The organism is Agrobacterium pusense (assembly GCF_900102105.1).
Taxonomy (GTDB): domain Bacteria; phylum Pseudomonadota; class Alphaproteobacteria; order Rhizobiales; family Rhizobiaceae; genus Agrobacterium; species Agrobacterium pusense.
This window is the reverse complement of the sequence record NZ_FNBB01000003.1, coordinates 46,581-67,632: the sequence shown is the minus strand read 5'-3', so window position 1 is coordinate 67,632 and position 21,052 is coordinate 46,581. Positions and strand designations below refer to the sequence as shown.

General features: G+C 58.8%; 19 protein-coding genes. 4 read left to right on the top strand and 15 right to left on the bottom strand.

Translation table 11 applies throughout. The features are described 5' to 3' along the window. Positions 1-280 precede the first annotated feature (280 nt). Entirely contained in the window at positions 281-2,779 is a 2,499-nt protein-coding gene (ctaD, locus tag BLU28_RS09355; RefSeq protein WP_077985851.1) for a cytochrome c oxidase subunit I, read from the bottom strand. Beyond that, a complete protein-coding gene (gene coxB / locus BLU28_RS09350; RefSeq protein ID WP_162699273.1) occupies positions 2,779-3,447 on the bottom strand; it encodes a cytochrome c oxidase subunit II in 669 nt (222 codons plus the stop codon). Before coxB ends, ctaD begins: the two co-directional genes overlap by 1 nt. A 51-nt stretch (positions 3,448-3,498) precedes the next feature. On the opposite strand from coxB, the gene BLU28_RS09345 reads away from it, so the two are divergent. Beyond that, positions 3,499-3,996, top strand: a complete 498-nt coding sequence (locus BLU28_RS09345; RefSeq protein WP_004445991.1) for a DUF2231 domain-containing protein — start codon at positions 3,499-3,501, stop codon at positions 3,994-3,996. Here BLU28_RS09345 and BLU28_RS09340 read toward each other — a convergent pair. Together BLU28_RS09340 and BLU28_RS09335 are read right to left on the bottom strand one after the other, a co-directional pair. After that, on the bottom strand, positions 3,974-4,474 hold the full coding sequence (locus BLU28_RS09340; RefSeq protein ID WP_034497460.1) for a CopD family protein: 501 nt from the start codon (positions 4,472-4,474) through the stop codon (positions 3,974-3,976). The two genes, BLU28_RS09345 and BLU28_RS09340, sit on opposite strands and share 23 nt — an antisense overlap. Further along, positions 4,471-5,073, bottom strand: coding sequence for a cytochrome c oxidase assembly protein (locus BLU28_RS09335; RefSeq protein ID WP_234794399.1), 603 nt, complete (start codon positions 5,071-5,073; stop codon positions 4,471-4,473). Before BLU28_RS09335 ends, BLU28_RS09340 begins: the two co-directional genes overlap by 4 nt. A gap of 312 nt (positions 5,074-5,385) precedes the next feature. Here BLU28_RS09335 and BLU28_RS09330 point away from each other — a divergent pair, with 312 nt between their 5' ends. Beyond that, the gene (locus BLU28_RS09330; RefSeq protein WP_077985854.1) at positions 5,386-5,649 is read left to right on the top strand and encodes a hypothetical protein; all 264 of its coding nucleotides are present in this window, start codon (positions 5,386-5,388) and stop codon (positions 5,647-5,649) included. Positions 5,650-5,673: 24 nt separating this feature from the next. On the opposite strand, the gene BLU28_RS09325 is transcribed toward BLU28_RS09330, so the two are convergent. The 10 genes from BLU28_RS09325 to BLU28_RS09280 form a co-directional block, all read right to left on the bottom strand. Continuing rightward, positions 5,674-7,011, bottom strand: coding sequence for an MATE family efflux transporter (locus BLU28_RS09325; protein WP_077985855.1), 1,338 nt, complete (start codon positions 7,009-7,011; stop codon positions 5,674-5,676). Beyond that, entirely contained in the window at positions 7,012-7,590 is a 579-nt protein-coding gene (locus tag BLU28_RS09320; protein WP_004445999.1) for a peroxidase-related enzyme, read from the bottom strand. 1 nt (position 7,591) lies between these two features. Continuing rightward, positions 7,592-8,098: a CMD domain-containing protein gene (locus BLU28_RS09315; protein ID WP_004446001.1), complete on the bottom strand. Its 507-nt coding sequence runs from the start codon at positions 8,096-8,098 to the stop codon at positions 7,592-7,594. A gap of 7 nt (positions 8,099-8,105) precedes the next feature. Continuing rightward, positions 8,106-8,699 (bottom strand): 2-hydroxychromene-2-carboxylate isomerase, encoded by a 594-nt coding sequence (locus BLU28_RS09310; protein ID WP_077985856.1) that lies wholly within the window; start codon positions 8,697-8,699, stop codon positions 8,106-8,108. A 10-nt stretch (positions 8,700-8,709) separates the two neighbouring features. Further along, on the bottom strand, positions 8,710-10,191 hold the full coding sequence (locus BLU28_RS09305) for an NAD(P)-binding domain-containing protein (protein WP_077985857.1): 1,482 nt from the start codon (positions 10,189-10,191) through the stop codon (positions 8,710-8,712). Positions 10,192-10,244: 53 nt separating this feature from the next. After that, a complete protein-coding gene (locus BLU28_RS09300) occupies positions 10,245-11,315 on the bottom strand; it encodes an ABC transporter ATP-binding protein (RefSeq protein ID WP_077985858.1) in 1,071 nt (356 codons plus the stop codon). A gap of 3 nt (positions 11,316-11,318) precedes the next feature. After that, on the bottom strand, positions 11,319-12,110 hold the full coding sequence (locus BLU28_RS09295; protein ID WP_077985859.1) for an ABC transporter permease: 792 nt from the start codon (positions 12,108-12,110) through the stop codon (positions 11,319-11,321). Positions 12,111-12,119: 9 nt separating this feature from the next. Then, positions 12,120-13,103 (bottom strand): ABC transporter permease, encoded by a 984-nt coding sequence (locus tag BLU28_RS09290; RefSeq protein WP_077985860.1) that lies wholly within the window; start codon positions 13,101-13,103, stop codon positions 12,120-12,122. Between the two features lie 80 nt (positions 13,104-13,183). Beyond that, positions 13,184-14,284: an extracellular solute-binding protein gene (locus BLU28_RS09285; RefSeq protein ID WP_052808808.1), complete on the bottom strand. Its 1,101-nt coding sequence runs from the start codon at positions 14,282-14,284 to the stop codon at positions 13,184-13,186. Positions 14,285-14,337: 53 nt separating this feature from the next. Then, positions 14,338-15,318 (bottom strand): LysR family transcriptional regulator, encoded by a 981-nt coding sequence (locus BLU28_RS09280; protein WP_077985861.1) that lies wholly within the window; start codon positions 15,316-15,318, stop codon positions 14,338-14,340. 387 nt (positions 15,319-15,705) lie between these two features. On the opposite strand from BLU28_RS09280, the gene BLU28_RS09275 reads away from it, so the two are divergent. Next, complete coding sequence (locus BLU28_RS09275; protein ID WP_077985862.1) at positions 15,706-16,779, top strand: NAD/NADP octopine/nopaline dehydrogenase family protein; 1,074 nt, start codon at positions 15,706-15,708, stop codon at positions 16,777-16,779. A gap of 209 nt (positions 16,780-16,988) precedes the next feature. Here the strand turns inward: BLU28_RS09275 and BLU28_RS09270 are convergent, their stop codons facing one another. Continuing rightward, a complete protein-coding gene (locus BLU28_RS09270) occupies positions 16,989-18,755 on the bottom strand; it encodes a diguanylate cyclase (protein ID WP_077985863.1) in 1,767 nt (588 codons plus the stop codon). A 317-nt stretch (positions 18,756-19,072) separates the two neighbouring features. On the opposite strand from BLU28_RS09270, the gene BLU28_RS09265 reads away from it, so the two are divergent. Continuing rightward, positions 19,073-20,959, top strand: coding sequence for a sigma-54-dependent Fis family transcriptional regulator (locus tag BLU28_RS09265; protein ID WP_077985864.1), 1,887 nt, complete (start codon positions 19,073-19,075; stop codon positions 20,957-20,959). The last annotated feature ends 93 nt before the right edge of the window (positions 20,960-21,052 follow it).

The window sequence follows — 21,052 nt, the reverse complement described above, 5'->3', positions numbered from 1 at the left end:
GGAAGCAAACGCCGCGAGCGCTGCCGCATGAGAGATTACCGAAAGGATATCGCTCCCCAACTTTTGATTGCTCCGCAATTTCCTCATCCACAGCACAAGCAGGAAAAGCGATAAGCCGAACAGAGCAAGCAGTACGGATCGAAGGATCGAAACACCGGCCCAGGAGCGCGTATCCCACCCCCAGGCACAGCCGACGAATTGCACAGCATATAATGTGAGAAAGCACAGGGCCCAGGTGATGAAGGGCCCAGCAAGACTGAAGCCTGTTCGATAGCGCATCTCAGCCTCCCTCCGTTAATGACCGTAGTGTCTGTAGGAAAAGAAACGATATGCCTGTCGCGAAAAGCAAGTGAACATGCCAGAGGGTGCCTATGCGAAGGTCGTTTTGGCGACGGTCCGAGACGTAGCCATTCGACAGACGCCAACACCCGAATGCCACAAGGATCAGGCCGACAAATCCGTGCAAAAGGAGATAAACGTTGACCGCAGCCGAAACGCCGTGGATTGCATGGCTTACCGCCGTATATTCCTCCCGCAGCACCATTGCACCACAGACGATCGCCGCCACGTAGGCAATCGTGCTGATGATCGCCATCGTCACAGCCGCTCTCAGATGTCTCGCCAGTGCGCCAAAGATGGCGGCTACAGCGGCGCTCAACAGGAAAACCGTCTGCAGTGATATCGACTGCGGCCAGACGATCTTTTCGCCACCAGCGGAAATCCAGAGGAAAAGCCCGCCGAAAAGCAATGAGGAAAAAAGCGTCGTATCCGCAATCAGGGCAAGTTTCACCGCCATGACGGACGGAGCATCGGCGCATTCGTAATGAAGCGGAAAACGTTCTTCTCCACGCGCGACGACGGGTCCGCGTTCCTGTCTGGCATCATCGTTCGGCGTCCACGCCAGGAAGAGCAAAGCAATAATGACGAGAGCGAAAACCGCCACCGGATAGGCCTTGAGAAGCAATGCGATGAAAAAGGCGGCCGTGGACATGGCAGTCAGCAAGGGAAGAAAGCTTGGTCCTGGCAACACGACGATCTGCAGCGGCGCACCGGTTACGGCATCCGTCCCCATGGTCTCCATTTTCCTGGATCTCACAAAGCCGAGGTACCCTTTACCCGCGGCGAGCGTCGCCGCGATCCGGTTGATCGGAAGGCTGTCCGCTCTAGCAGTCACTTCCGGCTGTGACGCAAAGGCATAGGCCGCTGGCGGGGTCGGCATCGCCCATTCAAGGGTACCGGCATCCCACGGATTGCGCCTGAAGGCGCGCCCGTAGCGAAACAGCAGCGCGAAGTCCAGCACCACCAGCATGAAGCCCGCGGCCATTATGAAGCTACCAATTGAGGAGAGAAGATTGAGCCACTCCCAGGGGGAAGCCTCTGGATAGGAAAAAACACGCCTCGGCATGCCCAGCAGCCCGGTCAGGTGCATCATGAAGAATGTGAGATTGAAGCCGATGAAGATCATCCAGAACGCGGCCCTGGAAAGGTGCTGTACGGGCTGGCGCCCGCTGATATGCGGCACCCAGTAATAAAGCCCGGCGAGCATGGGAAAGAGAAATCCCCCGACCAGGACATAATGAAGATGCGCCACCACAAAATGTGTATCATGCGCCTGCTGATCGAAGGGTACCATGGCCAGCATGACGCCGGTCAGGCCGCCGATGACGAACACGCAGAAAAACCCGAGGATGTGGAGCATGGGAACGCTCATCGTCGGCTTGCCGCTTGCGATGGTTCCAAGCCAGGCGAATATCTGGATCGCTGTCGGGATGGTGACAAGCGCGCTCGCGGCAGAAAAAAACGACAGCGCCACATGGGGGATGCCCACCGTGTACATGTGGTGCACCCACAGTCCGAAGGACAGGAAAGCCATGGCGATCAACGCCGCAACGATGATGTTGTAACCAATCAGGCGCGTTCCTGCCAGAACGGGGATAATTGTCGACAGGGCTCCGGCCGCCGGCAGAAAGATGATGTAGACCTCGGGGTGGCCGAACAGCCAAAAGAGGTGTTGCCACAGAAGCGGGCTACCGCCGCGTTGCGGGTCAAAAAACGGGATATCGAAGGCCCGTTCAGCCTCCAGCAATATCGAACCGAGGATCAGCGGCGGAAAACCGATCAGCATCATCGCGGCGACAACGAGCATGTACCAGGCGAAGACCGGCATCCTGTCGAGGGACATGCCGGGTGCACGCAACCTCAGGATCGTCACGATGATTTCGATCGCCGCGCTGATAGCGGAAATCTCCACGAAGGTAATGCCAAGAAGCCAGATGTCGGCATTGATCCCGGGACTGTATTGCGATGACGACAGCGGCGTGTACATGAACCAGCCCCCCGCAGGCGCAGCCCCGCCAATAAGGGCGAAAATCAGCATTCCGCCGCCGAAGAGGTAACACCAGTAGCCATAGGCGGACAGGCGGGGAAAAGCGAGGTCCCTGGCGCCGATGAGCTTCGGCAGGACGTAAATCGAAAGTCCCTCAAAAAAAGGAATTGCGAACAGAAACATCATGATCGTGCCGTGCATCGTGAAGACCTGCGCATATTGCTCGGCATCCATGAAGGCGTTTGATGACGTGGCCAGTTGTGTCCGGATGAGCATGCCCAGGAACCCGCCTATGGCAAAGAAAACAAGCGCGGTCACCATGAAGCGTTTGCCTATGACGGTGTGGTTGACCGCTGCGAGACGCCGAAATCCGGTGCCCGAACTCCAGACCTCATTGAGTTCGCGGTGAAGCCTTAATGACGAGTGTTTCTTCGGTGTGCGCACATCATTCATCAGCGTTGTCCCAAACCCCCGATCACCTTTGAAAACTCGCTCTCCGTGTGAGCAACAACGCGGAAACTCATGCCGGCATGGCCGGTACCGCAATATTCCGCGCAGATGCCGCCGAAGGTGCCGGTCTGATCCGCCCTGAGGGCAATCTTGTTGGAAAGTCCGGGGATGGCGTCGATCTTTCCGCCAAGCCTTGGAACCCAGAAGCTGTGAATGACATCGTCACTGGTGACCTCTACAATGACATCACGGCCCACCGGCATATGCATCACGTCGGAAATGCGGACTTCTCCGGTCGGTGTTTCGTAAGCAAACTCCCATTTCCACATGCGCGAAACCGCATATATGCGAAGCGGATCGCTCCCGGACTGTGGCAGCAGGGATTCTCCTTGCATGAATGAAAAAGCCACCAGGGCCGTCAGGATCGGTATGGGGAACCCGATGCCGCCGCCGATCAGCCAATGGTGCGTTTTCACCCGAGCAAGGGAGGCCGGGCTGAAAAAGACCAACGCCAACAGAACGGCAATCAGCATGAAGATTGCGCAGGCGCCGCCCAACATTACCCACCACAGCAGCGCGACCTTGCGACTGGCCGGGCCTGCCGGCGCCAGTGTCGAGAGGTCACCGGAGCAAGCGGAAACCAGCAAAAGCAGAGGAATGAGCGCTATCAAACGGAACCCCGCGCTTCTCCCGCGGGTTAGCGGTCGAAAAGGAAACTTCAGATGGAAAAAAGCGACGCACCCAACCCGGTCATCTCCAAGGTGGAGGAGAAGACGACGGACTCCGCAATCGCCGTTGCCGGCCATCCACTGCACGCAATGACCGTTCATTTCCCTATTGCCCTTGTCATCACGACATTGGCTTGCGACCTCCTTTATTGGTGGTCCGCAGACGAGTTCTGGGTTCGCGCCGGAGTCTGGGCATCTGGAGGCGCTTTTTTCAGCGGCGTCGCAGCCGGCATCATCGGCACGGCGGAACTGCTTCTTGTCGCGGGAATTCGCGCCCGGGTTGCCAGCTGGGCGCATGGTGTGGCCGCAATAGCGCTGATCTCCGTGGCAGGCGCCAATTGGGGAGGGAGGACATTCGGCATGATCGAGATTTTGCCGCATGGGCTCGGCCTGTCCCTCCTTGCTTCGGTCCTTACCGCGCTCGCGGGCTGGCACGGCGGAAAGCTGATATTCGATCACGGCATCGGCCTCATGGTGTCTCCCAAGGAATGAGGGGGGCGATGTTACGCTTTAGTGCCCCAGGCTCATGGAACCAGTCAGGCAGCAGTGCGGGTATCTCCGGTTTCGCGAGCGCCAGATAGACGATGCCAAGGGCTATGATGCTGGTGAACGCCGTGACGACAATGAAACGCCACACAGGATAGATCTCGCCGTCGTTAAAGAGACGGAGAATGACCAAGCCCGTAAGCACGTGTAGAAACACAAGAATAGCCACAAGGGCGAGCTTTGCGCTGAACCATGATAAGTACGTGGATTGCAGGAAAATAAGCGTGGTTCCGGACGCGACTGCGAAAAAAGCGGCTGGCGACAACACCTTTACATAGGAAAACCGCACGATCTTTTGCAGGCGGAAACGATCGTCATCGTTTTGGACATGCGCACGTTGCACGTAGAGACCGGGAAGACTGACAAGGCCTGCGATCCAGACAGAGATCGCTAAAAAATGGACAAATTTGAAGAGCGCGATCATTCCACCCCCCGCCATGCAGTCATGTGCAGCATGGTCCGGACGGAGGAAAGCGCAACGACGAGATAGGGGACAAGACCGAATGTCCACATGATGAGGCCCGAAAGCTGCTGATCTTCGAGCGCTGTCATCCCATAAGACTCGGTCGTGAGCAGATGCTCTGCAAAAAGCGGATAAGGAGCAAATGTCAGGATGGCTGCGAGGAAGCCCATCTGCGCCATCGTTGCAAGTGCGAGCGCAATTCTCCTTCCCGGTCCGGCAGAGACGAGCATCGTCCTCCATAGCCAGACAGCGGTTACAATCAAGGCGAGCTGCATGCCCCAGTAAGCAAGGGAGTTTGAAAGCGCGAATGAATAACCCGGCGGCAGATGCCAGGCCCAATAGACGATGGTATGCGCGAGAAACGGAATTTCCGTCAGGGCTGGGAGCCGCCAGGGTAAGCGCGGCAGGCGTCCTTCAAGGTTTAGCGCAAGCAATGGCGCAAGGACGGCAATCAATATGAAATGATGGAAAACCCGTGCGGAGAAAAGTGCCGTCGTCAGCGCACAAAGCGGCGATACGAACGCAACGACAAGAATGCAGATTATGGCGGCGCACTGCAAGAAAGACCCCTGTTGGGTCGCTGTCCCAAACAGCAGAACGGTTGCGAGCGCTATTATCGCGATGAGAACCGGATCGAGGTTCCATGCATATGCAAGGTCGGTGAAATCAGGTGCTGGTCCGCAGTACGGAACAGTTGTTTCGCTCAAAGTCTCGAGCCCCCATGTCAATTCTACCCCTCACCCAACTCCGCTTGCGGAGATGCGTTCCCCTCTTTGCTCACGATCGGGACAACAACCCGTGATCACTGTGAAGGAACGATGAGGCACGCCCGTGGTTCACCATCAGGCCGGGACGCGAGGAAGGAGGAAACAATGCCAATCGTTACGGGACTTTTTGAAGACGAAGAAGGCGCCAAGCGCGCCGTCCAATATCTGGAGAACATCGGCGTGGATCGCCGCATCATTAAGGTCAAAACCTACGATCAGGGATCGGAGGAAAACGCCGGCCATACCCCTGCAAATGTTGACAAAGGCGGAATTGAGCAGGGTTTGATTGTCCGCGCCGACGTTTCACATAAGGATCTGGTGAGGGCGTCGGAAGCCTTCCTCAATCTGGCAAGGAAGAAACAGCCGTGATGGGGAACTCATTTTGTCCCATCTTTACCGGAACGTCGCCGCCGCAAGTTTCGGAAGCATGAACCGGAAGGCGATGCTGCGGGCGCCCTGAAACAAGAGAAGCGAAATCCATAGGCCATCGTTGCCGTAAAGGGGCTGCAGGATCGCCCAGGCGGCGAAATAGATGATCAGGGATGCCACCATGAGGTTGCGCATTTGCCGAGACCAGGTGGACCCGATATAGACGCCGTCCATCTGAAACGCGATGATGCCGACAACCGGCAAGACCACCACGTAAATCAGGTAGGTATCGGCCAGTCTCGCAACGGCGTCGGAGGGCGCTGTCAGCGCAATCACCCAATCCCCGGCGGCCAGGAAGGCCAGGGAAACCAGCGCTGCAAAAATCAGGCCCCAGAATGTCGTCAGCTTGATCGTGCGGTCAAAGGCCGGCCGATAACGTGCACCGACAGCGCGGCCGGCAAGCTGTTCCGCTGCCGTAGCGACACCGTCAAGGAAGGCGACCCCGAAGAAATAAAAACGCAGCAGAATGGTGTTGGCGGCAAGCACGTCGATCCCGAGGAAGCCGCTCTGGCGGGTGAAGAAGGACAGGCCGATCAGCAATGCGAACGAGCGGATCATCATGTCGCCGTTGACCGCAAAGGATCGTCTGATCGCCGGTATATCAGGAAGCCGCCAGGAGGAGCGATCGGTCTTGGCCAGGATCAAAGCTGCGCCTGCCACGGCGGTCACGGCTTCTGCAACCAAAGTGGCGATAGCAACACCTTCCACTCCCCAGCCGAGCCCTATGACCCAATGAACGCTGAGGGCGGCATTCAGGCCATTCAGCAGCGTCTGGAGGATCATGCTCCACATGGCCTCACCGCGGCCAATGAGCCAGCCGAAGGCGACAAAATTGAAGAGAACGAAGGGGGCCGACCAGATTCGCCAGTGGAAATAGGTCGAGGCGGCTTCAGCGACAATCCCTTCTGCGCCCATGACGCTCATGCCAAGCGCACCGATCGGGCCCTGGAGCAGCAGCAACAACAGACCGGCCACCAGTGCGATGATAAGGCCGCTCAGCAACATGCGCTGTTCACCTACCCGGTCACCGGCACCCATTGCCTGTGCCGTAAAGCCGGTGGTGGCACCGCGCAGAAAATTGAATGTCACGAAGATGACATCGAAGATAACCGAGGCCAGCGCCACCCCGCCCACCAGCGCCTCGTTTCGCATATGCGCGATGACGCCCGTCGCCACAAGACCCACAAGCGGGGTCGACAGATAGGCGATCATCATTGGTATCGCGATTTTGAGGACATCGCGATGCGCGACGCCGAACGGGCGGACAGCTGCCTCGGTCCCCGTGATTGCCGTTGCCTTCACTTATTCTTTCCGATGTGGTTCACCCAACGTATGCATCAGCCGGTTCGCCCAGCCGAAGATGGCGATGGAATGGATGAGATCGAGAATTTCAAGATCATCCAGACCGATTTCCCGCAAGTGATAAAATTGGTAGACCCCCACATTGTCTGGATGGGCGGTCAGATCGACACCGAAATTGAACAGCGCCTGCTCGAAATCAGGAAGGTCCGCATCCAGCCCGTTCTTGTATATTTCGTCCACGACCTCGGGCCGTTTCTCCAGCTGGATATAACGGTTGGCGTGAACAGCGGCGCAGTAAATGCAGTGATTGACGAAGGATGCCGCCAGCGCGCCGATCTCGCGCCCACCGCGTGACAATCCGCCTTCACTATACATGATATCGTTGAAGAGCGGGGTGCGCTCGTTCAGCGCCTCCGCCTCGTTAGCGAGTACGAGGACATAGGCCGATACCTTGGTATTGGAAGGGGTGACCTTCAGGGCCGACAATTGCTCGGGGGTCGCGTTTGCAAGGTCCACAGGCTGGACGTAAGGATGCCAGTCAAGCGCATCGAGGGTGAATTCATGGACGGGCTGTGACATATCAATTGTCCCTCATCATCTTGAGGCCGGCAACGACCAGCACCTGATAATTCACATAGGCAATCAGGCCGGCGAGCGTGACGATATCGCGGTCGTCGAGACCAACGGCATAGAGTTTCTCAATGTTTTCCCGGGTCGCGTTCTTCGGCGTAAGGGTCACGAGATCGACGTGGTTCAGGATGGCTTGCAGGCGGGAATCCGCGTGCTGAAGGACCGATGACGGATCAGCGACTGATGCGTGGTCGGAGCCTCCCTCCTCCTCGGCAAGCCGCTCGATGTAGTGCGCATGAAGTTCTTTCGCCTTCCACAAAGCGGACATACGCGCGGCAAGTGCCGCCCGCAGGGCGTAGGAAAAGTTGCGTGGCTCTGCCGGCCGCAAAGCTGCAAGATAGCTGGTCTGCGTCAGGTGTTTGAGCTTAGAGCGCCGCTCGCGGAGTTTCAGCAGATCGGAGCTTTCATCAAGGCCGAGGACGCGGTCGATCACGTCTTCTGGAGGTGTAGCTGTCATTGTTTTTTCAATCCTCGGAAAGAGCGTCATCCAGGAAGGTCAGGCGGTCCTGCCCCCAATAGAGCGTGTCGCGGTAAATCCAGGTGGGGGTTCCAAAGACACCACGCGCCTGTGCTTCGGCGTGGCTGTCATGCCAGGCCGCCATGATCTCGGGCGTGTCTTCGAGCGCACGCAGCGCACGACCATCAAGACCCAGGCCGTTTGCCACGGCGATGCGAACGTCCGGATCGGTCACGTCCTGCTCCTCCGCCCACAGTGCCCGCAGAAGTGCATGACTGAGTTCCAGTGCAGGCAAACCCTGCCTGTCGGCCGCAATCACCATGCGCGCGGAAAACTCGTTGTTGGTGGGATAATATCTGGGCTTCAGCACCAACGGCATACTGAGACGCTTGCGCCAGCGCTCCAGTTCGGCGGCGTGATAGTCCTGCCGCGGCTGCGGTCTGGAACGAAGTGGAACACCACCGTTTTCGGTGACGATGCGGGTAGGGCGGACGACGATATCAAGATCGTGCTTTTCAATCAGCGCCTTGAACTGTGGCCAGCCCAGATAGGCCCAGGGCGAACTGAGCGCATGGTAATAATAAACGGTTTTTCTGCTCATCGCCTTAACCTCAGGCTGTCTTCTGCATGGTGGGGTCGGCATCCGCATCGGTCCATTCGGACCCATCGAGTTCAGGCTTTTCGTAAGCCTTCAGCGCCTCCCAGTGATGATCGATGTCGGCGATGAACAGCGAAGCGGCGATACCTCGCGCGAGCCAGAGCGCACCTTCGCTGATGGCCGGAATATCGCCGCTGACTTTGCCCAGACTGACCGATGAACCGTAATTGAAACAATGGATCTGCTGCAGCCAAGGGGCGGTACCCGGCTCTTTCTCGGTGAAAGAGAAGTCGTCTTGCAGCCAGGGGAATCGCCCGAGCCCAGGGTTTTCCTCACCTGGTGGCGGCGTGTAGCGGTCGTCCCAGCAGGCGATCTGCCCGTTGAACATTTCGAGTTCGGGACGACTGACGGGGTCGATTGAGAATCCCGTTCCCAAAATCACGAAATCGGTCCGAAAAACGCGGCCGTTGATTGTAGTGATCACAACCTCGCCGCCCTCTTCCTTCATCGATTGGATACCGCAGTCGAAATGGAAATAGGCGTTGGGATGTCGGCTCACCCTCAGCGTTGAATTGTGTGGCGCGGGGGTCTGCTGCTTGACGGAATAATCCATGAGACGCCAGCGCCACTCAGGGTCAATTTTCGCGAAGCCGGCGGTGACACCGTATGATCCGATGCCCATCAACTTGTTGATCGTCGGCATTGTCTTGCGTCTGGCAAGAAGACGCACCTCACCGGCCCCCTGCTCGAGCGCTTCCGCTGCATTGTCCACAGCGGACGCCCCTACCCCGATGACAACGACGCGTTTTCCCTTCAGACGCTGAAAATCAATCATGTCGGCGGAATGCGCCCAGCTGACGTGACGTTGCATGCCCCTCACAAAATCAGGGATCGTCGGTTCTCCAAGGCCATCGCGCCCTGTTGCCATCACCAGTTTCCGGGTGATGATCGGGTGAGCCTTCCCGCCGTCGATCTCCAGCTCCAGAAGCCCATCGGGCCGTGGGATGACGCGGGTGACGTGGATGTTGTTTTCAACCGGGATTTCCATCACCTGCCGGTACCAGCTCAGATATTCCATCCACATCGGTCGCGGGATGCGGAAGAGTTCTTCCCAGGCCTCTTCGCCAAAGCGGGCGGTGTACCAAGCCCTGAAGGTGAGCGATGCCATACCGAGCGCCGGCCCGAGCAGGTTCTTGGGCGAGCGCAGGGTTTCCATGCGCGCGTAAGTCACCCAGGGCCCCTCTTCACCTTTTGCGGCGCGGTCCACAATCCGGATATTGGCGATCCCTGCCCTTGTCAGGGCATGCCAGGCGACGAGGCCGCACATGCCGCCGCCGATGATCACGACATCGCTGGCAAGCTGACCGTCTGAGGTCGAGACCGGTTGCGACCAGTTTGCTGCGGGATAGTTGAGGTAGGACAAATCCTGCCTCACCCGGGCGTTGAGCGCAGCTAGTCTCTGCTGCTCGGTCCGGTCTTGCTGTTCTAAAGTCATCAGGTGATCTCCTGAAATTCACTGTTGCCCATCGGCACCGAAGGGCATGAGGATTAATCGGCGAGCACCACGGCGTCGCGATCGCGCCAACTCACCCAGACCGTCTCGCCATCAAGATGCGAGAGCGCCACCGGATCGAGCTGGGCCGACAGGAGTGCGCCGTTATCGAGGCGGATCGTCAACGTCGTGTGCGCGCCCTTGAACACGCGCCGCTCGATCTGGCCCTTGAGGGCAAAACGATCACTCGGCTGCTCGGGAAGACAGAACAGGGCTTCCGGACGCAGCGCGATCGTGACGTGGCTGCCAACCGCGTGATGGTGGCCGTTAAGATCGGCCCGGATCAGACTGCCCTGCCATTCAATTGTTGCAACATCGCCTTCGGCAGACACCAATCGGCCTTCGAGAAAGTTGCTCTGACCGATGAAGTCGGCGACGAAGCGGCTACGGGGGCGGGCATAGAGATCATCAGGCGCTCCCATCTGCTCGATCCGCCCCTTGTTCATCACCACCACGACGTCAGACATGGTCAGGGCCTCTTCCTGATCATGGGTGACGAAGATGAAGGTCTTGCCGGTCGTCTGCTGGATCGACTTCAACTCGATCTGCATCTCATGGCGCAGCTTGGCGTCGAGTGCCGATAGCGGCTCGTCGAGCAACAAGACGTTCGGGTCCGGCGCCAGCGCCCGCATGAGGGCCACGCGCTGGCGCTGACCGCCCGACAGTTGCTCAGGCATTCGCCCGGCAAAATCCTGCAGCTTGACGAGACCGAGGAGTTCCATGACCCGGCGGTGGATGGACGCCGAATCCAGCCCCTTCAGTTCAAGTCCGAAGGCAATGTTGCGCTGAACTGACAGGTGCGGAAACAGGGCATAATCCTGAAAGACGATATTGACGTTGCGCCTATTGGGCGGCAGATGCGAGATCGGCTGCCCGTCGAGGTAGATTTCGCCGGAAGATGGCGTTTCGAACCCGCCCAGCATTCTCAGCGTCGTGGATTTGCCGCAGCCGGAGGGGCCAAGCAGGGTAACGAATTGGCCCGGCGCGACCGCCAGGTCCAGATCATCGACAGCAAGAGAAGCGCCGTAAGACTTGTTGACGTTTTTAAAATGAACAACCGGCTGCATAACTCAGCTCCTCGAACGGCGGGTGAAGTGCTCGGCATAAAGGCCGATGGCGGCGGTGACGATGAGGACGATGGTCGCCATCGCATTGATCTCTGGCGACATGCCGCCCTGGACTTTGGCGAAGATGAGCATCGGTAGCGTCGGCTTGTATCCACCCAGGAAGAAGGTGCGCACGAAATCATCGATGCTGGTCAAAACACAGAAAATCATGCCGCCGATCAGGGCCGGCAGGATGTAGGGGACCGTAACGCGCATGAAGGCGATAAATGCATCAGCCCCGAGGTCTCTTGCCGCATCCACGAGATTGGCGGGCATGGAACGCAGGCGCGTCAGCACCATGATCACGACAAACGGCACCGCATGGACGGTATGGGAGAGGATAATCGCGAAGGTGCCCGTGGGGATATCGACCATCCGGATGAATATCCGCATTGAGATGGCGTTGATCAGGCCGGGAACAACGGCAGGCAGGCAGGCGAGCGCAAAGAGGATGGCCTTGCCGCGGATGCCCTCGGTAGAAATCAGCAGGGCAATCCACACACCGATGACGGTCGCTCCGATCGTGGTGGCAAACGCTATTCCGACCGAATAAAGCGAGGCTTCGATGAACTGCTTGTCCTGAAGTACCTTGCCATACCAGTCCAGGGTCCAGTTACTGATCGGAAAGGCGATGAAGTTTGCATCCTTGAAGCTCATCGCCATCATCAGGGCCAGCGGCAAAAGCAGATAGATAACGAAAACGGCATAACAGGCGCCAAGTGCCGTCTTCGGAAGGTCGTTTAAGGGGGACCGCATCATCATCTCCTACATCAGCCGGACAGAGCGACCGCCAACGACGCGCATGAAGAGACCAACCGTCGTCAGCGACACGGCGAGCATCAGCATGGCGAAGGCAGCGCCTTCAGGCCATTTGTCGTTGGAAGAGTGGAAAAGCGTCGCGATCACCTCCGGGAAGATGACGGCGTTCGGCCCGCCGAGCAGCAGCGGGGCGGCGAAGACTCCGACGGCGGTGAGGTAAACCAGGCTGCAGCCGGACACGATACCGTCTTTCGACAGCGGCAGGATAACGCGGCGGAAGCGTTGGAAAGGGCTCGCGCCAAGATCGGCAGCGGCATGCACCAGCTGTACCGGGATCTTTTCTATGGCTGAATAAAGTGGGAGCAGCATGTAGAGCGCCAGGAGGTAGATAACGCCGAAGCTCAGCGAGAAGGACGTGTAGAGCATCGGGATGGGCCGATCGATGACGCCGATCTCGCGCAACAGGACGTTGACGGCTCCCCGATTGGCCAGAAGCATGATGACCGAGAAGGTACGGATCAGTTCTCCGGCCCAGAATGGGATGAGCAGGAGCAGCAGCGCCCGCATACGCTGCTTCGGCTGAAGCACCTTCGCCACGTAATAGGCAACCGGATAAACGATCACCAGGGTCGACACGGTAACGACGGCGGCAAATACGAGGCTGCGTATGAAGGGCAGCACGTAAATCGAATCCGAGAAGAACAGGGCATAGTTGGCGAGCGTATAGCGCGTGGCCTCGTTCGGTTGAGGCGGATAGTTGTCCGTGAAGCTGATATTGGCCATTTGCAGGATCGGCCCGACATGCAGGACGAAAAGCCATATCACGGGTATCCCGGCAAGGAGTGCGAGGCGCGCATGGCGACTGTCTGCCAGCCGGCCTATGGTGGTTCGGTAAAGGGCTGAGCCTGTCACCTTGCCAATCCATCCGGAATAATGCGCCGGGGCTGGCGCGCTTTCCTCTCGGAGTTCAGTCATTGTCGTGTTCACCATGATCGTTCCCAGCTCTGGACAAGCTTTTTATTGGGGTCCTGCGAACCCGGCCGAGGTCGGGTTCGCATCGCAGCCGTAACTCAGGCAGCCTTGATTTCGGCAGCTGCCTTATCGATCATCGCGTTCTTCATGGCCCGGTTGACCGAGCTGAAGAACTTGATGCGCTCCATCTGGTCCTGTGGAAGCGCCATGGCGGCCCGTTCGCGGTCGTTGAGCAGCTTGTCGACGCCATCAAAGGCCGAGGCGAAGCCCGACTGCCGAACCATGGCAGCCCCGATTTCCGGCGAGGCGAGGATAGCGTCCAGGAAGGTATAGGCAGCGTCCGCATTCGGACCGTTCTTCACCACGTTGAAGGAGTAGAGGAACCCGTAGGTGCCTTCCTTCGGAACGGACAGCTCGATGGGGTGACCGTCCATGATCAGCTTGGACGTTGGACCGGACCAGGCCTGCGCAACGTAGATGTCTTCATTCAGGAACATCTGCTGAACCTCGGAGCCCGCATCGTAGTATTTGCGAACCTTGTCCTTTTGGCTGATCAGGAAGTCGCGCGCCTTGTTGGTGGCTTCCTGGGCAACGGCTTCCTTGCCTTCATAGGTGACATAATCGCCGTCATTGCCCTGATAGAGCATGGTCAGCGAAAGGAAGTCCGAAATGATGTAGGATGTCAGGCCCTTGTATTCATCGTCGAACATCATGCCCCAGCTATCGGAAGGCTTGGTGTACTCCGTGTTACGGGCCAGACCTTCAAAGCCCGCCAAAAGCGGAACGCCGTAGGTAGAGCCGTTGATGGTGAGCTGCGGTGCGCCTTTGTAAGCTGCTGCCAGCTTGTCCCAATTCTTCAGTCGGCTGGTATCAAGCGGCGAAAGGAGGTTGGAACCGATGAACTGGGAGAGCCGGTGGCCGGTCACCGTCACGATATCGGTCGATGGTGTGGCGCCTTCGGCCGTCAGAATGTTATATTGCTTGCCCTGATCGTCCGTCAGACGGATGCGGATCTCGATCCCCGTGTCCTTCTGAAACTGGTCGATGAAAGACTGCGGCACGAACTTGTCATATGTCGTGATATTGACGACCTTGCCCTGCGCGTGGGCGGAGCGCATCAGGCTGGGCGCCGCCAGGATGCCAGAGCCGGCAGCGAGCAGCTTGAGGGTGGAACGACGGGTCGCTTTAAACTCTTTCATGGCAATCTCCTTGTTTTTGTTTGACCGGTTTGATGGGCAGAGCACTTGCATTTTTAGGGAACGTCTCCTTCGACGGTTCCCCCATAGGTGACATCCGCAACACGTCCTGATGCGCCAGGATCGTGAGCGGTGAAATCGGGCATGCGTGCGGAAGCAACACGGATGATCAACTGGATCAGCTCCTGGGCAGTGGCCGACAGCGGGCGCGCTGTTGCCGAGAAGATTCCCCAGAGGAACGGGATGTCGACGTCGAGCGGTCGCACAGTCACGCCCGCGGTCAGGGGACCGTAAGCGGTTGCCGGTTCGACAATCGCAATCCCCATCCCGGTCGACGCGATCTGCACCGCACTCATCGCCGCGCTCGTCGCTATGATCCGTTGTGCGCGAACATTTGCCTCCTGCAGAGCCTTGTCCACCCGGCGACGCAGACGGAACGGATTAGCAAGCGTAATGACTGTCTGGCCGGCCAGGTCGGCCACGGAAATGACATCCTTGGCGGCCAGCGGATCGTGAACGGACAGAACGGCTGCACAGCGGCCCTGAAAATATCCGTGCGCTTCGAGGCCGGGCTGTTCGGCCGGGAGCGACGTCACACAGAAATCGGCGGTACGCCCCAGCACCGCCTGAACGGCGGCTTCGGCAGGCATGCTTCTTAAAAAGACCGTATGCGGAAGAAGGGCTTCCGGTAGTTCGGCGAGAGCTAGCGGCACCATTCCGGTTGCAAAAGCAGGTGTCGCCGCGATCTCGACCGGCTCGGGCTCCTTGAGGCTGATCCGTTGGGCACGGTTGCGCAGATGCTCGATGCCGCTGATGAAACGCTCCGCTTCGGCGTGGAAAGCCACCCCCTTGTCACTCGGCGTAATACGCGGGCCATTGCGATCGAACAGCGGAAATCCGAGCGATGTCTCGAGATCTTGAATGAGGCGCGTCACCTGAGATTGCGAACGGTCTAGGAGGCGCGCAGCACCGGTAATGCTGCCTGCGGACATTACCGCCAGAAACGCCTCGAGCTCGCGTATCTCCATCGCTATCATGCATCCTTTGCATTATGACAAATTTAATGTGCATTAAACGCATGATATCTGCTAGTGACAAAAGAGAATTTTTCGTTCGAGGGGCAGAAGATGAAAAAGATGGCTCGCTGACTTCGAACTGTGCAGAAAATTAAGCCTCAGGACGCGGCTTTTGCTCATGCAGCACATGCATTTACTCGAAGGAGCCAAGACTTGCTGAGGGTGTAGGCAGGTGCGCTGTTAAATGAGGCAGGAGAACCGAGAACGCGGTTTCCGGCGTGCCAGAAAAAATGATGCATTTGCGCAACGATCGGCGGGCAATGTACAGAACCGATTTGTGTGCTGCGCGAAAGATAGAGACCAGAGGGTGGCGCCACGCCTACTCCTACAACCGAAAGGATAGATGACATGCGGATAGCCATTCTCGGTGCGGGTTCGATTGCTTATGGCATGGCGGCTTTTCTCGCCGAAGCGGGACATCGCCCGTCACTGTGGTCGCCCTCCGGGCGCAGTGCTACGCCCTTGTCGGAAGGCAAACCGCTCATTGCTACCGGCGCGTTGGACTTCGTCGGTCCAGTCGACGTCGCGGCAACCTGCGAGGCCGCTGTTGCGGATGCAGATGCGGTCATCATTGCAATGCCGGCCAACGGTCATCGTGCCGCTATCGACGCGGCGCTGCCGCATTTGCGGTCGGGACTGCCCGTCATCATCAGCTCCCATAGCTCCTTTGGAGCGCTCTATCTGTCGAAGCGGCTTTCCGAACGACAGCTCCGGCTGCCGATCATTGCGTGGGGGACCACGCTTCTGACGGCCCGCCGTCAAACCGACGGGCGCAGCGTCGTTGTCAACACCATCCGCCAGAAGGTGGACTTTGCCACCCTGCCGAAGTCGGCAGCCGCTGAGGGTCGGAGCCTGTGCACTGAACTCTTCGGTGATCGCTTCGTCGAACGTGACGGTTTGCTTGCCATCGCGCTCTCAAACCTCAATCCTCAAAATCATCTCGGCATCGCATTGCTCAACCTGACAAGGATGGAAAAGGCGGAGAGCTGGGGACAGGGCGAACATGTCACACCGGCGGTCGGTCAGTTGATTGAGGCGCTCGACGCCGAGCGACTGTCAATTGCCGAGAGCTTCGGCCTGGAGGTCAAAACAGTTCGCGAACACTTTTCTCTCTCCTTCCATGTGCCGCTCGCCTCTGTTTCCGAAATGAACCAGCAGATGCATCGTGAAGGACGAGGCGGAATGGGCCCATCCTCCATCCAAAGTCGCTACATTTTCGAAGATGTGCCGTTCGGTCTACTGCCAACCGTGCTTCTCGGCCGCATAGTCAACCGGCCTGCGATCCTGCACGAGGCAGGCGTTCGCATCTTTACCGCATCGGTCGCACACAATCTGGAGGCAGACAATGACCTGCTGCCGGAGCTTTCACTTGATCATCTCGGTCCGAGCGAGCTGCGGGAGCTTTGCGAGAGCGGATTTTAACGGAGCAGAGGGCCTTTCAGCGGCCCTTTGGCGATCCGCAGATTCTGAGAGAGATCGGCTTCCTGCAACGGCGGGCTGGCACGCAAACCGCAGTCCTGGATCGATTACATGAGCAACTGGGCAGGCTCAGTCATCGTTACGGCATAGCGCGTTAAGTGAGCGCTTTCCGTCATGGCTGGGATTGGCCCGACGCGAATGTTGCCGGTTATTCACGAGGCCACAACTCTATTGCGTCCTTGTGCCTTGGCGAGCAGAAGGGCCGCATCCGCGCGTGCCAGCAGCGTGTCCAGCGGGCCGGCCTCCGGCGAGGTTGCCACACCCACGGAAATTGTTACGGTTCCAAGAAGTTTCCCAGCATGGGAAATCGCTGTAGCACTTACTGCTGTTCTGACTTTTTCGGCCAAACCAGCAGCGTCGCCCTTGAGCATCCCCGGCAAGAGCGCGGTAAATTCCTCTCCCCCATAACGGTAAGCCTCACCGTGATCGCCCAGCGTGTCACGAAGCGTTCGGCCCACATACTGCATGACCTTGTCGCCGGCATCATGACCATATTCGTCATTAAAGCGCTTGAAGTGGTCGATATCGATCATCAGGCAGGCAAGTGGTGTCTTTAGTTCGTCGCTTGCGAAACGTTGTACCCTTTCATCCAGATGCCGGCGATTGAACAACCCGGTCAGAGGGTCTTCGATAGCCATCAGCGTCAACTTCTCACGCAGCTGCAGATTGGCGATGGCAAGCCCGACATTTTCGGCAATCAGTTCGAGATAAAGCCGTGACGCATCGAGGTGCAGCGCCTGCCCTTCTTTTTCTTCCAGGTAAAAAAGCCCGATCATGTCGCCTTGCGCGGTCAACGGGACGCAAAGAGCGATAGCATCCGGATCATCCAGATGCTGACACGGCACATCGGTGTCGGAGAACCCGTTGGCGTGCGCCCGCCCGCGGCGCATCCCCCAGCACGCAGACGCAGGAAAACTGTCTCCGGCATTGTCAGGCGCTAGCCAGTCCGAACTGCGGTTGAGGATATTCTTGTTTTCGTTCAGGATATAAAGGCCGCCGGCAATGCCGGGAAAGATTTGCGGCGCAAAGCGCGCGACGATGCTGGCAAGCTCGCCCTGGTTCTGACAGGCCTGCAGACGGTGCATCATCTGCAGGATGAGATCCTTGGTCTGTTGGTCTGCCCGTCGTTCCGCGTCGAGCCGATCGCGCTCAATGCCACTCGCCCGGAAGATTTCAATCGCGGTGTTCATCTCGCCGATCTCGTCCCGGCGACTGTCGGGCAGCACCTCGACGGAATAATCCTGCTTTGCAAGCCGGTCGATGATCCCGCTCATCCGAACCAATGGCATGGCGATCCGGCGTCTCAGGATGAAATAGAGCACCGCCAGGAACAGCCCCCCCGTCAGCCCCAGCATGATCTTGGCGATGACGCTCCACCAGTCGCTACGCGCTCGCGCCACGGCCAACTGCGATCCGGTTCTTGCGGCTGTCAAATCTCGAAAATGCGCGACAGTCGCCAGAAGATCCCCTTGCAGTCTTTCATGCTCGGGGCCGAACAACGTGGACTGGGCGGCGCTCCTCTCACCGCGCTGAAATGCTTCGACCGCCGCGATCTCGAACTTGTCGAGTGCGTCCGCATCCGTTTCGATCTTTCGCAGCGCATCGACCTCGGCCTTCGGCAGCGCTTTCGACAAGAGCTGGTCAACTGCGGCTTCCCGGCTTCGCTCGCTTCCATCTTCGGCCCGGAACGCGTTGAGATGGCGTTCTTCACCACGCATGACAAACAGCCTGGCCTCGTCGGAGCGGACCTCTGCGCCAAGTGCGAGGTCTTCCGCCAGACTATCCAGCGTCAGATGCTCTTCCACCGCGACACGCTCTTCGACGGCGCTGCGAGACGACATGATGAAGGCCGCGCCAGACAAAGCCGTCAAGACGACTGTCACTCCGTAAGCCCAGTTGGTGATCGCGCTTATTCTCATTATCTAATACTACACACCGCTGCTTGCGGGAGGATTAAGACGCCGGTTGCGATTGCATGGTGCGTACTCGACATTGCCGGCGCTGGCAGGCCCAGATTTCAGCAAGCTGGCCGAAGTTGACTGGACAGTCAACGAGGGCGGTGCATGAATACTGTGAACCTCAACGAGAGCGCCACGGAAATCATTCATTCCGTCCCGCGCGGAGATCGAGGTTCCAAATGATGTCCGGCATTCGCCGAAGCATTAGTCACACTGAACAATTGCGGCTATGTTATTGTGGCAGATCACGGGAGGCGGCCTTCGAGGGCCGGTGATTGATGGGTTTTACGGATCACGTCAAGGAAATCGAGCGGGTCGGGCAGGGAACCAACACGGGCCGCGACGCCGTTGTCCTGGAGTCCTGGCGGCGCTGTCTGGACGCCTACCAGCTCGATCCGGCGCAGGCGCGCGAGGCAGTGATCGTCTCGGAAACACGGCTGCGGGAACACCGTCAGCAGGCGGAAGATCTGGTACACATCGCCCGCTCCGGCCTGGAGCGGCTCTACCGGCAGGTTGCCGAACAGAATTACGTGTTGCTGTTGTCGGATCGGCTTGGCGTCACCGTTGAATTCCTGGGTGACCCCTCCTTCAACAACAATCTGCGCAAAGCGGGGCTCTATCTCGGTTCCGAGTGGTCCGAGCCCCGGGCCGGTACCTGCGCGGTGGGCGCCTGCATTGCCACGGGCGAGGCCCTGACGATCCACCAGACCGACCATTTTGACATCACCCACACGCCCCTGTCCTGCACGGCAGCTCCAATCTATGATACGCAAGGATCATTGGCGGCCGTTCTCGACATTTCACTCCTGAGTTCGCCAATCCTGAAAGCCAGCCAGAACATGGCGCGTCATCTCGTTTCGTCGACGGTGCGGCGGATCGAGCTTGCCAATCTCATGGCAAACAGCCGTCACGATCTGGTCCTGCGCTTTGCGGGAGCGCCGGAGTTTCTCGACGTCGATCCGGAAGCGGCGATATCCGTAGACGGTGCGGGGCGCATCACCGGCATGACTCACGGCGGCGCCCGGCTTCTTGCCGCGTCGCGCGGTCTCGACTGGCGCACGCCCGAGCTTCTGATCGGCCAGCCTGTCACGGACTTCTTCCATGCGGGGCTCGACGAGTTGGCCTCGCTGACCCGCGCCAGCCTGCCCCAGGAACGGCGGATCGCCGTTCGCGACGGCTCGCTGCTCTTTGCCCATGCCATAGAACCGCAGCAACGCACAGGCAACGTGCCCTCTGCCCGCACTTCCGGCCGATCGCCGGCGATCAACAGGCTCGGCGGCAATGTGCCGGCGATCGACGACCTCAGGCGCAAGGTAGTCAAACTTGCACCCAGCAGACTGCCGATATTGCTGCAGGGAGAGACCGGGACGGGCAAGGAATATCTCGCCCGCATCATTCATGAGATGAGCGGGCTTTCTGGCCGCTTCGTGGCAGTCAATTGCGCCGCCATTCCGGAGCAGCTGATCGAGAGCGAACTTTTCGGTTACGTCCCGGGGGCTTTTACCGGGGCGCTGGCCAAGGGGAAAAAGGGGTTGATCGAGGAGGCCGAGGGCGGAACGCTGTTCCTCGACGAGATCGGCGACATGTCCTATGCCGCCCAGAGCCGGTTGCTCAGGGTTCTCGCCGAGGGCGAGGTACTTCCCGTCGGCGGCTCGGTCGCGCGCAAGGTCGGTTTCCGTGTCGTCTCCGCTTCGCATCGATCGCTGGCCAGCATGGTCGCGGCAGGCGGGTTCCGCGAAGACCTCTATTATCGGCTCAACGCCGCCGTCCTGTCGCTACAGCCGCTCCATGAACGCGAGGATCTGCCGTGGCTCCTCGAGCAGCTGCTCGATAAACACAATACGAAGGACGGCCGCCTGACGCTGTCGGGCGCGGCGAGGCTGCTGCTCCTCAACCATCGCTGGCCAGGCAATATCCGCGAACTCGACAATGCCATCGCCTTTGCCGCAGCGCTGTGCGACGATGGTGTGATCGAGATCACGGACCTGCCGGATCATTTGTCGCAGCCTGCCAGCGTGCGCATCGGCGACAGCCTCGAAGCAGACCTGCGTGCCGTCCTCACGAGTTGCAAGGGCAACGTCTCCGAAGCCGCCCGCCGTCTTGGTATCGATCGCACGACGCTCCATCGCCGGATGAGACGGTTCGGTATAGAGCGTCCGCACTAAGCCATTCATTGCGGCATCCACCACACCTGTCGCGCCACAGCTGTGGCGCAATCGTCGTCACCCTCCTTGAAAACGCTGTGATTTCCAGCCCTC